Origin of the sequence: Persicirhabdus sediminis, assembly GCF_016595495.1 — a bacterium.
GTDB lineage: Bacteria > Verrucomicrobiota > Verrucomicrobiia > Verrucomicrobiales > Akkermansiaceae > Persicirhabdus > Persicirhabdus sediminis.
Genome location: NZ_JAENIM010000021.1, coordinates 44609 through 58902 on the forward strand (window position 1 = coordinate 44609; position 14294 = coordinate 58902).

Sequence of the window (14294 nt, forward strand, 5' to 3'; positions counted from 1 at the left end):
CAGCATTTCCGCAAAGCCGGAAGCAATAAATTACTTAGAATTTTTGATATACTTGATGAACGAATCAATGCTGTCGCCACACTTGGCTTTTTCCGCCATCACTGCCTTAGCACGCTCGTTTTCTCCTCCAGCACGCAGCTTTTGGGCCATTTCATCGAGGTTTTTATAATAATGAGTTCTCAGCTTACCCGCCTTGACTTTGAAATCCGCATCAATGCTCTGCTGACGCATCAGGCAATCCTGCACTTGCTCACGAATCTGAGGCACCATTTGATTCAATGGCACATCTTTCTTCAGCCTGAAGTTGGTCACATTTTCGCTGATCGCCTCAACCGACGGCTGAAGACTTTTCTGACGTCCGTGTGGCAATCCTTTGATGTAGGCGCCAATGCCGAAGTTCATCTTTTTGATGTTATTTTCGTACTCAGATTTGAATTCACTGCGGTAACGTTTGAGAACTTCTCTGCCTTTTTTGCGCAGCTCAATCACCTCAGGCTCCTCTGGGATTTCCTGCTTCGTGGTCTGAGCCAAGGCTGCTTGTGCACGTTCTTCGCGGCGCTGCTCTTTCTTGAGCTCTTGCTCTCTCATCTCCTGAGCTAAAATATCGCGCTGTTCTTGGGCGGCAATGGCGGCTTTGTAGCGCTCTTCACGAGCTTTTGCAGCCGCTTCATTCTTGGCTTTTCTTGCTGCTTCAGCTTCTTGCATCTCCCTGAGACGAGCATCTTTTTTCGCCTGGTCTTTCTGCTCGATGGCAATGCGCTCGGCTTCGGCATTTGCCTTCTTACGATCCAGTGCGCCCATGGCGTAATAGATCGCAATCAAGAGAATCACGATAATCGCGATATTGCGCATGACAGTCGACGAATTCGAAGACTGCGACATCGCCATTTGAGCACCTGTCGCGTGGCCAGTGGCGCCAGTGATTGGGCCAGTAGCCCCGGTCAGCGGACCTGTGGCCCCAGTAATCACACCTGTTCCCGCTGCTGTTCGCAGTGGAGCTGGGCGAGCACCAGATTTTGGAGCCGCTGTGATAAGTGGGTTAAATGGCTCATCCTCTTCACGCTCGATGTCGCGCATGAGATCTTCAACGGCCTTGGCCATATCAGCTGCGCTTTCGTAGCGATCTTCTGGCAGTGGCGCCATCGCTCGGCTGACAATCGCGTCGTAACGTGGGTCACAATCAACAATCTCAGATGGTGACTCGTATGGGTCTTCCGGCATGCCGCCAGTGAGCAGTTCATACATCATCACACCCACAGAATAGATATCACTGCGGTGGTCAACTGCCTCAGGGTGATGCACAACCTCTGGCGCGGTGTAGCCAGGTGTGCCAAAAACTTCTTCGCCTTCGCCGTCAGCGACAGGACGAGCTAGACCAAAATCACCAATCTTTGGTGTGGCTGTGGGGTCGAGCAGAATGTTCGACGGTTTGATATCACGGTGCAGAATGCCATTGGCGTGCGCATTGGATAAGCCGCGACATGTCAGAGCTACCAATCGGCCAGTCTCTTCTGGGTCAATCGCCATGCCGTGAGATGAATGGTAGAGCGACTTACCTTTCACAAACTCCATGATAATATAGAGGTATCCATTGACTTCACCGAAGTCGTAAATCTGGATCAAGTTCGCATGGTTGAGTTTGGCCATGCTCTTCGCTTCAGTCTCAAATTGACTGCGGAATGTAGCATCGTCACCAAACTCGCGAGGCAAAACTTTGATCGCCACGTGACGGTCCAAAGAAATTTGTCTAGCCAGATAGACAACTCCCATTCCGCCCACTGCGATCAAGGAGATCATCTCATATGCTGGCAGCATTTCGCCAACTTCTTCTATATCAGGCGCTGACAACCCTGTGTGTTCGATTTCTTGAGATTCTTCGCTCATTTTTGATGATGTTGGATACAGATACTTGCCACTTTTTCTCTCTAATCAATGACAAATACACATAATAAACGTACATCACATGATGCTGATAACTCGTAGCTAAGCATTTACAATTTCACCCAAATTTTCCCATCACTAGGGAAAATAATCACAATCTATTGACTATAAATGAGTTTACCCACAGCTAACTTTATAACAGCTGAGGTGTTAATAAATTTTTTCAGCTCATCTTCAGCTGCAATTCGGTCATCATGATACTGACAGTATCCAGGACCTATCCATACACCCGCCGAGTTACGCAATTCATAATGCAGATGTGCCAAATATCGACCATCAGCGGTGCCCACGGTACCAATTTGAGTTCCACCAGCGACTAATGCGCCCGAATTCACCGTGAATGATTCCAGATGAGCGTACATGGTAGAAACGGTATCTCCCTCGCCATTCACGTGAGATAAAATAATCACCTTGCCCCAGCCAGGTGACGGGACTCCGCGATAAACCACACGACCATTGGCCGCCGCATAAACAGGGTCGCCCAGATCGGTATTCATACCGCCAATGCCATTCAAATCCTCACCACTATGGTGGCCACCGCGGCGATCGTTCATTTCCCAGAACCGCTGCGCATTGTAAACCAAACCACCTTGCTCGGTGCCCAGCGGGTAATCCATGCGCTGGAAACGTGGTGTCTCAGCGCGCTCAAAAACTGGCACCTCGAGGAAACGTGGATCAAATGATGAGGCCACAAAATCATCGCCCTGCAGCACTGGAAAACCCAGCGGCGCCTGCGCCTGCTGCCAGCTGCGCATCGACTTCACTGGCGGAATCTTTGCTGCCCGGCTGCGTAAAAACCCACGCCCCATCATGACAAACAAAACCACAATCAGCCCCCAGATAATAAAATTTAATGCGTGTCTAGCCATGGTCTTGTTGTTGCGTAATCTTGCACGAGCTTAGCGGCTACCCTTCGAAATCCAATAAAATCTCAGCACGGCGATTAGCGCGGCGGCCAATTGGATCATCGCTCCCGTCATCTTTAGTATTAGGGGCTCGCGGCGCCATTCTGCCCAATGACTTTGTCTTAATCTGCGCCTCAGGCACACCCAGCTCAACAAAATACGCTTTCACCGCCAGCGCCCGTTGTTGGGATAAATTCAGGTTATACGCGTCCGATCCCAGCGCATCAGTATGGCCAGAAATCACCAGCGTTTTCACTCTGTCCTGCTTGAGAATATCTCCCACCACAGACAGCTGACGTTTGGATCTAGGTGTGAGCTCTTTTTCCTCGTAATCAAAATAGACCAGAACCGAGTCGCCACCCTTCGGGTTCACCACCAATGGCGTGTAATAGCTGTCGCCACCCGCATATTGCTGCGAATAATTCTCCAGCAGTTTGTCTAAATTCACCTCAACTACTTTCCAAGTATCGCTGGCATCCGCACGCTCCAGGCTGAGCGCAAACATCGCAGACGTGCCCGCCTTATCACGCAAATGAACCAAATATCCAGCTCGTGTCTCACGCTCAAACATCTTGCGCACAGGCATGCGATCACGCAGGCCATACTCGCCCTCTTCAAATAAGATGCACATGCCCACCAGCTTGGCGTAGGAAACTTTCGACAGGTCGATAAACCCACGAGCCCTCTCTACATCCAGCTCAGACACCGCTTTGACAAAACTTCCAGCCACCGCTTCAGAGCCAGTCTTCGCAGCTAGCTCTGGCTGACCGTCCGCTTCCGCTGGCTGCTGGCCACTAGCCGGTGCCGCTGGCAAGACTTCATACTTTTCACCCACTTTGGCAAACTGCAGAGTCTCACCATTTTCCAGCTCCAGCTCCCAAACTTCCTCCATACCGTCCTGAGGAGCTACGCGCTTGAGCCGAGATTTCAGCTTAGCCGCCTTAGCTAATGCCGCCACCTTCTGCTGTTGATCACTGGTCAACCCACTATCGCCCAGCGCTTGCAGTACCGCACTGATATCACCGCGTTCATCTGCCAAGGCCATCACCCGGTCCAGCTCGTCCAAAATATCTTGATCAATAGTATCCGAGCCATCGAGCTCAGCACCTGATGAAAAATCAGGCTCCGCAGCCACCTCTGGCTCATTATTGGCCAGCTCGTCACCTCCCTTTTGGTTCATTAGGAAAAAGACCAAAGCCACTAGGCTGATGATCACTAAACCCACAACAAATAATCCTCCCGGGCCCCTTGAAGCTTTGCTTGCTTGCATGCCCAAAAGATAACCATTCCCGCTGAGAATTCGACTGATTTTTTCACCCACATAGCAAGAAGTTGCAGCATTGCCAAAAAACGCTCAACTCGATCAATTTTTCCAGCCAACAAAACCATCAACCATCTCACAAACGATCACAAATAGAGTCATTTAGCTCACAAATTAACACCTCACAGCAAAGATCGCATTAACTGCTCGGAAAACGCCAAAAAACAACACTCAAACGACTGAAAACCATCAACTTACAACCCTTTACAACAAGCCTTTAACATCTTACCAGCTAGCTGAAATCAGCCAACCATATCCCAATGCAACGCTTCTCAGCCACCATCACACTCTGTCTGCTTCTCGCTTTTTCACATTCATCACTAGCGGGTGAAAAAAGTATCGTTGATGATCTTAACATCATCCCGCCAATGCCGACCAAAGAAGACAAACGTCACTGGAAAGGGCTCTGGCCAGCACTTACCGACGACGCCGTCAGCCGCGGGTACGACCTGCCACTGCCATTTGGTATTTCTGCCAGCTACCTCAGCCTAGAGCGTAGCGTGGAAGTAAAAAGCGTCAAAGCTGGCTTCAACGGCAACCTCAATAACGTCACGCGCCGAGTTTCCGTAGATACACAAAATGAGGTCCAATCTGGCATTCTCAAGCTAGACACCTTCATCCTACCATTCCTCAACGTCTACGCCTTTGGTGGTAAAATCGACAACCAATCCGCTGTCGACCTCTCCGTCACCTACCCATGGTTTGGCGGCGACCGCACCTACGAAACCAGACTCTTCCCAGACCTCCAAGCTGATCTCTGGGGCGCAGGCATCAGCCTATCAGGTGGCTACAAAAACTTCTTCACCACCTTAGACGTCACCTATTCGTCTACCGACTTTGGCGGAGCCTTCAGCGAGCGTATCGAAGCCTTCATCTACTCATCACGCATCGGCTACCGCGGATCTATCGGAAAATACACCACCTCCATTTTTGCCGGTGCAGCCTACTGGGATACCGAAAGCGTCATCAAAGGCAGCATCCCTATCGGCGGCAACAACCTCGACTTCGAAGTGCTTCAAGGACCATCTAACCCATGGAACGCCATGGTTGGGGCAGCTATTGATTTCAGCGACCGCTGGCAGTGTCACGGGCAGTTCGACTTCAACTTCGACGACATGACAATGTTAGTCATCGGCACTACATTCAGATTCTAATAACACCTGAACCCACTAATCGTCGTAACGACGAACTGGATTTTCATCTAGGCCAAGGCAATAGGTGAACGCGTAGCCAGCTACTCGATCACCAATACATGCCCGCCTAGTTGAAAAAAACAGGATCCCCCAATAATATCCTCAGCTAGCTAACTGAGAGAACCGTCTAACGACGAATCACATCACTTAAGGCACGGACATGTGCGCGCACCGCACTAGCCGTACCAGCTGGATCATAGCCACCTTCCAGCACAGACACTAACTTGCCATCGCAATAGCGACGCGCCCAGCCGCGCACCACCTTCGTCAGCTCGGCAAAATCATCATCAGTTAGCTTCAGGTCGCCAATAGGATCACCCACGCGCGCGTCAAAGCCAGCTGATAGTAAAATAAACTGCGGCTTGAACCACTCTAACTTCGAGCCAATCTCCCGCTGCCAAAAATCTATCATTGCCCGCCCATCACTTCCAGCTGGCAGTTGTTGGTTGAGCGTATAGCCCACGCCATCGCCGTCACCACTCTCGTTTTCATAACCAGTATGTGGAAAAATCCCCTTCTCGTGGCTAGAGGCAAAAAATACCTTCTTGCTCTCGTAGAAAATATCCTGAGTGCCATTGCCGTGGTGAACGTCCCAGTCTAAAATAGCCACCCGCTCAAGACCATAGTGATCTAGCAAATACTGCGCAGCGATCGCCACATTGTTGAAAATACAAAACCCCATGCCCCTGCCTGAAGAAGCATGATGGCCAGGAGGGCGCACCGCACAAAAAGCATTCTTCAGCTCGCCAGATTGCACTCTATCAACAGCCTCTAGCGTCGAGCCAACAGCATGCATCGCCACATCATAGGAGTCAGGACAAATCGCCGTATCGCCCGTGCGTAATACATCCGCTAGATTATCAACATCCATCCTAACGAAGTCGTGGTAGTACGCGTCGTGGCACAACAAAACCTCAGCCACTGTAGCCCGCCTTAGCGGTATCTCACTAGTCTCCCCCTGCAGATCAGCTAGGGCTGCTAGAATGGCACGGTAGCGCTCCTCACTCTCTGGGTGACCTGCTCCTGTATAGTGGTCTAGATAGAGAGTATCAGCGTGTACCCCTGTGGAAAGATTACTGGTGTCGACTACCTGCATCCAGTTAGCCTAATCAGATTTTTCTCTATGTGCAACAAGATCATCGACATCCAGCCAATAATCGTCGCTATCTTCACCAAACTCGCTTTCTTTATTCGCTCCAGCACGCACAAATAGATCACCCATTGGCTTATTGCGCTTCAGCACCGATGCCCAGAACCTTTTGATGCCGCGCTTTTGCGCAATCACCGCCATCTCGCGTAACAAATATCTAGCAAGGCCAACTCGGCGTAGATCTTCGTGAACCACAAAAGCCACTTCCGCAGTCTCACCATTGCTGTCTCGATAGAATCTAGCAACCGCACGGATTTCCAGCCGGTGATCATATTCCTCAAACAGCGCCAGAGCCAAATCAACATTCTGATCAACCGCCACCATCCGGTAGGCTGCCTCACTACTCATGCGCTCTTTAGCATGGCCGTAGCGCAGTCTAACGGTCTCCTCATCGTGTGAATAGAAAAACTCCTGCAGCGCTCGAGTATCACTCGGCAGCAGTGGCCGCAGCTGGTAATTTTTCCCATTCACAATCACCCGCCGCACCTGCAGGCCCTTACTAATCTCCCCCGGACTCGTCGGACTAACATTGAAAATCTTAGGAATCCACCCCCAGCTATGAGCCTGCTCCATCAATGACTCACGAAAATCTGGATGGGCAATTTCTACCATGCTCAGCACGCGCTCGCGAATGCTGCGGCCACGCATTCTAGCAATGCCAAACTCAGTCACCACATAGTGAATATCACCACGACCAGTCACCACCCCGCTACCCGGCTCCAGCCCAGCCACAATGCGCGACCTTTTGCCACTATCAGCGGTGCTTGTTAATACAATGATTGGCCGCCCATGAGAGCTATGCGCGGCGCCACGGATAAAGTCCTGCTGGCTGCCAATCCCTCCAACAAACTCGTGACCACGAGAGTCTCTAATCGCTTGCCCAGTAAGATCCACTTCGTGCGCTTCATAGATAGCTACCATGCGTTCATTCTGTGCAATACGCCATGGATCACCTAACCAGTCAGAGGTGCGCATTTCTAGCAAGTCATTCTTATTGGCAAATTCGTAAAGCTTGCGGCTACCTATCACCTGATTGGTCACACACACACCATCGTGTATCCCCTTCATGCTATTATCTACCGCTCCGCACTTCACCAAATCCATCATGCCGTCGGTAAAGATACCTGTGTAAATGCCCAGATGTTTGTGGTTCCTCAACTCACCTAACACAGCTTGTGAACCCGCGCTCAATCCCGCTTGGATCGTTGCCCCGTCGTCCACCAAGTGCGCCGCATATTCAGCAGCCTTAGCCTGCGCATCACATTCTAGCGGGAAAAATAACTCAGGTAGATCAGCCTCCGCTTCTAGGTAATAATCGATCCGTTCGATAGAAATTTTCGAATCCCCACCCGTAACCGGCATCTTCGGGTTGATCTGCGCCACCACTCGCCTAGCCGACTTCACCGCCGCTTTTACCACATCCACGCTAACACCTAATGAAACGTAACCGTCAGCATCTGGCGGTGAACACTGAATCAAGGCCACATCTATCGGCACCAGCCGCTCAGAAAATAAACGCGGAATGTCAGAAAACGGACAGGGTGTGTAATCCGCTCGCCCTGCACGCAGAGCTGCCCCCATCTCAGCCGTTAGAAAAAAAGTATGTGCGCGCATCGCCCCAGCGTACTTCACATCCACCCAAGGAATTTGACCCAAGGTGTAGGTATGGCTGATCACTACATCTTTGTAAAATTGCGCCTGTGTTAGCATAGAATCTATCAAGGCATGAGGCACCGCCGCACCAGAGCCAAAGAATACACGATTCCCCGGTAGAACAATATCTTTCCACATCTCTGGCTGTAGGCATTTCATCACTAAGCATCATGCCAAATCTTCCCCGAAGAGCAAGCTCACCAAGTGTAATGCATGCATTATTTTGACATTGGCATCGCCCTGCCAGCTACTATGCTCAGCTCATGGCAAAAGGATACGACATACACCAACAGCGCAAAATGACGCTTTCCAAGTTTGGCAAAGACCTCGTGCGGCGAGCCAAATCAAAATGCGAACTCTCACAGGCAGACCACGAATCACTCGTCATCTACGAAGTAGAGCCAGTGCCAGCTGAACCAGACATCAGCCATTGTTTAATGGTTTCCAACGAGGTCGTCGAGCAACTTACTAACATCAAACAGCTAGACGCCGATAAATGGCGCCACCTCAACGAACTCATCTGGAGCGAAATTCCAGCTGTGCAAGTCATGGCCTACCGCATTCTCAGCCACATCAGCAAGAACCACGTCTGGGCCCAACAAATCCTCGACGAAGCCTTTCTCGATGAGGAAATCATCGAATGGGGTGATAAGGCTCCGCTTAGTTAGTTTTTTCTAATCATTCGGTGAATTGGTGAACGATTGGCGTCAAGTTTACCCCGTCCTTGCCACCGTCGTGCGTCACCACCAGATAGCTGGAAGTTTCATTCTCACGCCCCCAGTTTCTGTAAACACGCACAAATATCATCTGCGCTGAAGAAGAGCCTATCTGGATTTCTAGCAGGCCTGGCAACATGCGCTTCTGCGCTAATTCCACACCACCCGTGAAGCGAGTTAGACGGGTTCCGTGATCGCTTGTCCATTCTCGATCTCCGCTCTTCAATCCCAGCTCCACAGCTTCTGGCGCATCCTTAATCGTCACTGAAATGGGCGAACGCATATCGCTATGCAATAAGACAACACGCACATCTAACTCCTCGTTCTTGTAAACGGTTTTATATCTTTCAGGAAAGGCAATATCCCCGCCATGTAGAGCCATCATCAATGCTTGCCCTCGCATCGCTCTATTCAACCATTGATCGCTAATGACCTCTTTCAGCTGAGAATTCAACTTCGCTGGCTCAATGCGCTGCATTGCCTGCTTCACTACAGCCATGGCAAAAGATAAGCGGTCTACCTTTGGATAGACTCGCTTAGCTAGATCAAGCACTCGCACCGCCTCATCCAACTGGTCAATCTGAACTAACACATAGGCGTAAGCCAAATATCCTGATGGTTCATACCGGCCACGCTCCAGCAAGTTAGACGCCACCTGTCTAGCCAGATCTTCATGCCCAGCGTCAGCTAATAGCTTAGCAGCGCGCATGTAAAAGGCCTCATGGCGAATACGCCCCGCCTTAAGCTTGTGATAGCTAGCAGCGGCATCTTTTGTAGACTTCAAATCTTGCGCGAAGCTTTCCATCCACGCCTGGTCTAGCGGCTCACCAGCTAGAACATTTACTTTCGCGGACTGCTCATGCTTAGCACCACCTAGGGACTCACCGCCCCCAACAGGATTCATCCGCTGAGCTTGCTGCATATTCAGCCGCATTGAGTTTTTACTCACTGCAGGCTTCGACGAGGGATCAGATCCTCCCGCGCAAAAACAATCCCAACCATCACCATAGGGATCCTCGCCTACCAACACCACCATGTCTCCAGGTTTCATCGGCTCATCGACATACTCTTTACTAAATAAATTGTATAGGGAACCGCGACCATTTCGGTAGACCGCTACACGCTCTAAATCACTCGGGTTATATGTCCCGCCAGCTTTGATTAGAAATTGCTTCAAGCTAGCATCGTCCTCAGATCGATAAACATCTGGAGACAAAACACGCCCCCTAACGGACACAGCTAGAACTTGATTCTTTTCTCGCTGCACCGGCCAGTTTTCAGACGCTAGCCAACGTTCCAGCCAGCTAGCGCGTTTCGCTTTCCATTTATCGAAATCTTGCAGGCTACGCACGTCAGCTGAGGCCTCAATCAACTTCTTGCCGTCATCACGTAGCGTCACAAAATCAGCCCTAACACTCACATCCAGCTCATCTGGCTGGAAAACTTCATCTTGCGCCTTCAGCCAATAATCCAGCTGGGCATAAGTTGGCAATAGACTACTTTCTATCGAAGGATAAGAACTCTGATACCACGCCTGTCTAGCTGCCCACCAATCGCGCAGGTGAGAATCGGGCATTACTGAAAAAGGATCTCTCTCTTCTTTGGCTCTCATTTGCTGCCGCCACTTGAGATGCATCTGACGATCTGGTGGCGGAATCTCAAAACGCACGTAATCAGACAATTTCTCCAGCACAATCATCGATGTGTAATCGCTAACAAGACCGTGCTTTTTGCTATGTCTAATGATCTGCTCAGCATTCCCTTCCTTCTCTAATTGAGCTAGCTTCTCCTGCGCCCATATTTTCTCTATCAAATGAGATGCCAGCGAGCTGACATGCTTCACATTATCTCCAAGCTGCAGCGTCTTCGCGCCAGCGTGAGCGTTTTCAAATACAGCAGAGTAAGACCCATTCCTTGAACCAGGAACTAACATATCAACTACTTCTCCCGCGACGACAGGCTTATACCCATTGTAGATATTTCTATCATCGTCCTTGATCTTCGTGAGTTTGTACGGGGCCATCGTCAACGCAGCCAGATGATCACTTTGTTCACCTTCTGACAAATCAACCACTTCATAGCCAGCCTGGTCACTAGCAGCTGAGTCATCAAACGTTTCTACTCTACCAGCTAGATCGAGATAAAACCACGCAGCTCGCTGATGCAGTTTATAAGACACCTCGCTGGCCTTGAGGCTATTTCCATCTGTAATGCACAATACTACTCCTGACGATTTGATAGCTTGCCACTCTTTACTACCATAGCCAACCAGTGACCAATCGACCATGCCGTCGTAGTAGATTTCGTCCACGTGCTTTTTCAGCTGAGCTAAGCCATTGCCCTTGAGGACAAACTTCCCAACAACTTCCAGCTCATTGCGCAGAGTAACTAACTGTACCGACTCCGCATCCACTTCAGCTAGATACTGATAGATTAGTTCAACTACCTTTTCTTTTTTATATGCCAGCATCGACTCCGAAACATCCCAGAGCAAAGTCACTTGCTTAGGTTTGGGTCTAGCTACAGGCAATAAATCCTCCGGCACTCGAAACATGATTGAGCTGAAAGTGCGGTTTCCACTTTGTTTTGTTATTCGCGGCAGCTCACCTAAACCAATCTCACATTTTACCAAGCCAGCTGGCTGGAAATTCTCTTGCGTCGCTTTTAAATAATCCAGCTCTGCTACAAATTCTAATTTATCAGCCTTAATGCAGCTCTCATCCAGACCAATTCCTCGCAGAATAAAGCTGAATTTCCCTAACTTACCCGGCTGACCAATCGCCTGCTGGTAGATAAATTTCCCGTCTTCTTGTGGCAGCCGCTCGACGTAGCCAATACGCATGCGCTTCAGCCCATTAGCTGGAATAGGAAATACTCGAGTTCTATAGACATTGTTAGCTTCGCGCTCGACCAAGCCGGGGTCCACCATTTGTGCTTTGATCGTCTCATAAGCGTGCCGAGCTCGCTCTTTCTCCACCACTACGCCATCGCGCATTTCTCCATTCACATCTAGAGCATATGAAGAAATGGTCGCCCCAGCTGGCAGCGGCATGACAAACTCGCCCTCTTGCATGCTTGATGTATCGTTAGCAAATACCACCTCAATGGTAGTCTCCGCCATGCTATCAACCACCTGAACCTGATAGTCTAGCGATTCAATGCGAAGCGGCACGCGACCGGTGCCATCTTTCACCCACATTTGTGGGGCTGCCACAGCACTCACCAGCATGAGTAACTGCAGGATAAATCCTAAGCGTCTCATGACACTAACTATTTTACGAATTTAATGTCAGAGCGAACCAGTACCATCAACTTGCGGCTATGGTCAGTAGTACCATCTGCGCGCTTCGGTGATAGAGTAGCCACGACTTGAGCTTTGCCATCTATCATGGTCAATGCAGTGGTCACTTTTAGAGTATAGAACAAGGGCATCTGAATATCTGTCTCTAACTCATCATTTTTTATTTTTGCGTAATATTTTTCACCAACGTGAAACACAATCTCAGGGGCCATACGCAAATCGATGGTTCGGTTATCAGGTCCGATAGTTGGTTCAATCTCGAAATTATTCCCCACATTGCGCGTCTCAAAGGCAGTTGCCGTCGGCGGTGCATAGGAAGCCAAAGTGGCTACACCCTCATCATCCTCGTTGCCTTCAGACAGCGCCCAGAAGGGTTCATACTCAGTTGGGTATATCACTTCTAAAATTGATTCAGCTGACGCTTTCTCACCACTTCTTGCGACTAAATGCATGCTATCAAACAAACTAACATCCTCTGTTTTGCGTAGCTCCTTCAGCTTGGCTAACATTTTGAGATCATCTTTTCTCAGAGACTCATCATCCATCAGTGTCTCGTACACACTTGTCGACATTTCATAATAATCACAAGTTACAGTTACATACTTAGGCACATCTGAATCCATCACTAAACCCAGCGGATCAAAGACCTCTTCATCCTGCGCATCTACGTAAAAGGGTGAAACCAATACTAAAGAGGCCGTCAGAGAGACTAAGAAATTTTTACACATAAAACTAAAATGCACACTCTAACAGAACCAACAAGAATAAAGTATAACAAAATGGCGCACAAGGGAGTCCCTCGTGCGCCAGAAATAAAAATACGGCAGCTAGAATTGCCAGCTAGCTAGAAATGATTAGAACTCTTTAGCTAACAACAATCCGACTGACCAGCCGCTGATGTCTTGATCGAAACTACTAGGTCCAACATCTCCGTCGAAACTTTGACTCCAATCATAGCGAGCAAAGCCGCTCAGCGAAATAGTATCTGTGAACGAATAGCCAAGCCCAGCCTGTGCGTAGAGACCAAACAGAAACTCTAAGTCGTCATTATCAAACGACGCGCTGGAATAGCTACTAATGGCACCATTATCAAAACTCTGCAAAGCGCGCTCACTGTGACTGGCATCCCAAGGCACAATATTTAGCGCCCCTCCGGCACTGCCGTTAACAAACCAATCACCCCAAGTTCGTTCAGCTCGGTAACCAAGGTCCAAAGTAATAACATAAAATTCTAACTCCAGATCTACAGGTGAATACAAAGAGACATCATACGATACCACATCTTCATCTCGGTCCAACTCCCTATCGAATGGTTGATTAGGGTCCGGCACCCTATTGGAAGGCTGATTAGGAATCAGCGGTCCAGTAACACTTCCATCATTCTGATGCACATCGTTAGGATCTAATGAGCCAACTAAGCTAGGATCAAGCTGGTAAGTATCAGTCACCCCAACACCATAATCTTCAACGTGAATGTTACCAGAAAAGGCAGAAACCCCATTGATCGATGACGAACCTTTGAAAATTGAAAAGCCGATTACTGGACCAGTACTCCAGCCATTGCCGTGATCAGTCAAACGGTCTAACTCGATACGAAAACCAAATTCATTTTCGTCACTACCTGAAACTCCAACAGCGCCAGTCTGCAGCGTGCTTTGAGAAATATCCCTAGCTGATCCAGCCAGTTGACCAGCAGCACTCACACTCATCGTTAGAGTATTATTAGAGGCATTATATTGGCCCGCTGAGTCGTAACCCCAATATGAAGTATTACCATCATTCACTGTGCCAGCATCGGTATTCACATAGCCATCATCGTACTGACGGTTAGCGTACGCTGCATCATCGCCAACTGAGCTGGGTAAATTATAGTACCCTTGGCCATATGGCGTCGGAAATACTGAGCTACTAGCAGCCGAACCTACCTTAAAATCCGCGCCTTGCACCTGCCGCATCATTGGTCCAGCAGATAGACGCCAACTAGACGCTGGAGCTGTAGCCGCGGGCATTACCATGGCATGTTTTTCTCCAGCAACCGCAACTCCACAAATGGGAGCGATGACTGTTATATAAACTAGGCTTGGGAGCTTTCTCTTTGTAGTCATATGATTCTA

Annotated in this window: 10 protein-coding genes; 2 read left to right on the forward strand and 8 right to left on the reverse strand. The window is 49.4% G+C overall.

Annotated elements, in window-relative coordinates; translation table 11 throughout:
* Positions 1-30 precede the first annotated feature (30 nt).
* From JIN82_RS03845 to JIN82_RS03855, 3 genes are all read right to left on the reverse strand, one after another.
* Positions 31-1884 (reverse strand): serine/threonine protein kinase, encoded by a 1854-nt coding sequence (locus JIN82_RS03845; RefSeq protein ID WP_200310323.1) that lies wholly within the window; start codon positions 1882-1884, stop codon positions 31-33.
* A gap of 155 nt (positions 1885-2039) precedes the next feature.
* The gene (locus tag JIN82_RS03850; RefSeq protein WP_200310324.1) at positions 2040-2810 is read right to left on the reverse strand and encodes a M23 family metallopeptidase; all 771 of its coding nucleotides are present in this window, start codon (positions 2808-2810) and stop codon (positions 2040-2042) included.
* A 37-nt stretch (positions 2811-2847) separates the two neighbouring features.
* On the reverse strand, positions 2848-4026 hold the full coding sequence (locus JIN82_RS03855; protein ID WP_200310325.1) for an OmpA family protein: 1179 nt from the start codon (positions 4024-4026) through the stop codon (positions 2848-2850).
* A 401-nt stretch (positions 4027-4427) separates the two neighbouring features.
* Here JIN82_RS03855 and JIN82_RS03860 point away from each other — a divergent pair, with 401 nt between their 5' ends.
* Positions 4428-5321 carry a hypothetical protein gene (locus JIN82_RS03860; RefSeq protein ID WP_200310326.1) on the forward strand — a complete coding sequence of 298 codons (894 nt, stop codon included), beginning with the start codon at positions 4428-4430 and terminating at the stop codon, positions 5319-5321.
* Positions 5322-5487: 166 nt separating this feature from the next.
* Here the strand turns inward: JIN82_RS03860 and JIN82_RS03865 are convergent, their stop codons facing one another.
* Together JIN82_RS03865 and JIN82_RS03870 are read right to left on the reverse strand one after the other, a co-directional pair.
* Positions 5488-6456, reverse strand: coding sequence for a histone deacetylase family protein (locus tag JIN82_RS03865; protein WP_200310327.1), 969 nt, complete (start codon positions 6454-6456; stop codon positions 5488-5490).
* Between the two features lie 9 nt (positions 6457-6465).
* The gene (locus JIN82_RS03870) at positions 6466-8322 is read right to left on the reverse strand and encodes a GNAT family N-acetyltransferase (protein WP_200310328.1); all 1857 of its coding nucleotides are present in this window, start codon (positions 8320-8322) and stop codon (positions 6466-6468) included.
* 104 nt (positions 8323-8426) lie between these two features.
* On the opposite strand from JIN82_RS03870, the gene JIN82_RS03875 reads away from it, so the two are divergent.
* Positions 8427-8831 (forward strand): hypothetical protein, encoded by a 405-nt coding sequence (locus JIN82_RS03875; RefSeq protein ID WP_200310329.1) that lies wholly within the window; start codon positions 8427-8429, stop codon positions 8829-8831.
* A gap of 10 nt (positions 8832-8841) precedes the next feature.
* Here JIN82_RS03875 and JIN82_RS03880 read toward each other — a convergent pair whose 3' ends face one another.
* The 3 genes from JIN82_RS03880 to JIN82_RS03890 all read right to left on the reverse strand — a co-directional run bounded on the left by JIN82_RS03880 (position 8842) and on the right by JIN82_RS03890 (position 14285).
* Positions 8842-12141, reverse strand: a complete 3300-nt coding sequence (locus JIN82_RS03880) for a VIT domain-containing protein (RefSeq protein ID WP_200310330.1) — start codon at positions 12139-12141, stop codon at positions 8842-8844.
* A gap of 8 nt (positions 12142-12149) precedes the next feature.
* Entirely contained in the window at positions 12150-12908 is a 759-nt protein-coding gene (locus JIN82_RS03885; protein ID WP_234041757.1) for a hypothetical protein, read from the reverse strand.
* Positions 12909-13034: 126 nt separating this feature from the next.
* Positions 13035-14285: a porin family protein gene (locus JIN82_RS03890; protein ID WP_200310332.1), complete on the reverse strand. Its 1251-nt coding sequence runs from the start codon at positions 14283-14285 to the stop codon at positions 13035-13037.
* Between the last annotated feature and the right edge of the window lie 9 nt (positions 14286-14294).

Excerpts from the sequence above, each read along its gene's own strand:
- JIN82_RS03845 (WP_200310323.1), bottom strand. The coding sequence starts at position 1,884 with ATGAGCGAAGAATCTCAAGAAATCGAACACACAGGGTTGTCAGCGCCT.
- JIN82_RS03850 (WP_200310324.1), bottom strand. The coding sequence starts at position 2,810 with ATGGCTAGACACGCATTAAATTTTATTATCTGGGGGCTGATTGTGGTT.
- JIN82_RS03855 (WP_200310325.1), bottom strand. The coding sequence starts at position 4,026 with ATGAACCAAAAGGGAGGTGACGAGCTGGCCAATAATGAGCCAGAGGTG.
- JIN82_RS03860 (WP_200310326.1), top strand. The coding sequence starts at position 4,428 with ATGCAACGCTTCTCAGCCACCATCACACTCTGTCTGCTTCTCGCTTTT.
- JIN82_RS03865 (WP_200310327.1), bottom strand. The coding sequence starts at position 6,456 with ATGCAGGTAGTCGACACCAGTAATCTTTCCACAGGGGTACACGCTGAT.
- JIN82_RS03870 (WP_200310328.1), bottom strand. The coding sequence starts at position 8,322 with ATGAAATGCCTACAGCCAGAGATGTGGAAAGATATTGTTCTACCGGGG.
- JIN82_RS03875 (WP_200310329.1), top strand. The coding sequence starts at position 8,427 with ATGGCAAAAGGATACGACATACACCAACAGCGCAAAATGACGCTTTCC.
- JIN82_RS03880 (WP_200310330.1), bottom strand. The coding sequence starts at position 12,141 with ATGAGACGCTTAGGATTTATCCTGCAGTTACTCATGCTGGTGAGTGCT.
- JIN82_RS03885 (WP_234041757.1), bottom strand. The coding sequence starts at position 12,908 with ATGTGTAAAAATTTCTTAGTCTCTCTGACGGCCTCTTTAGTATTGGTT.
- JIN82_RS03890 (WP_200310332.1), bottom strand. The coding sequence starts at position 14,285 with ATGACTACAAAGAGAAAGCTCCCAAGCCTAGTTTATATAACAGTCATC.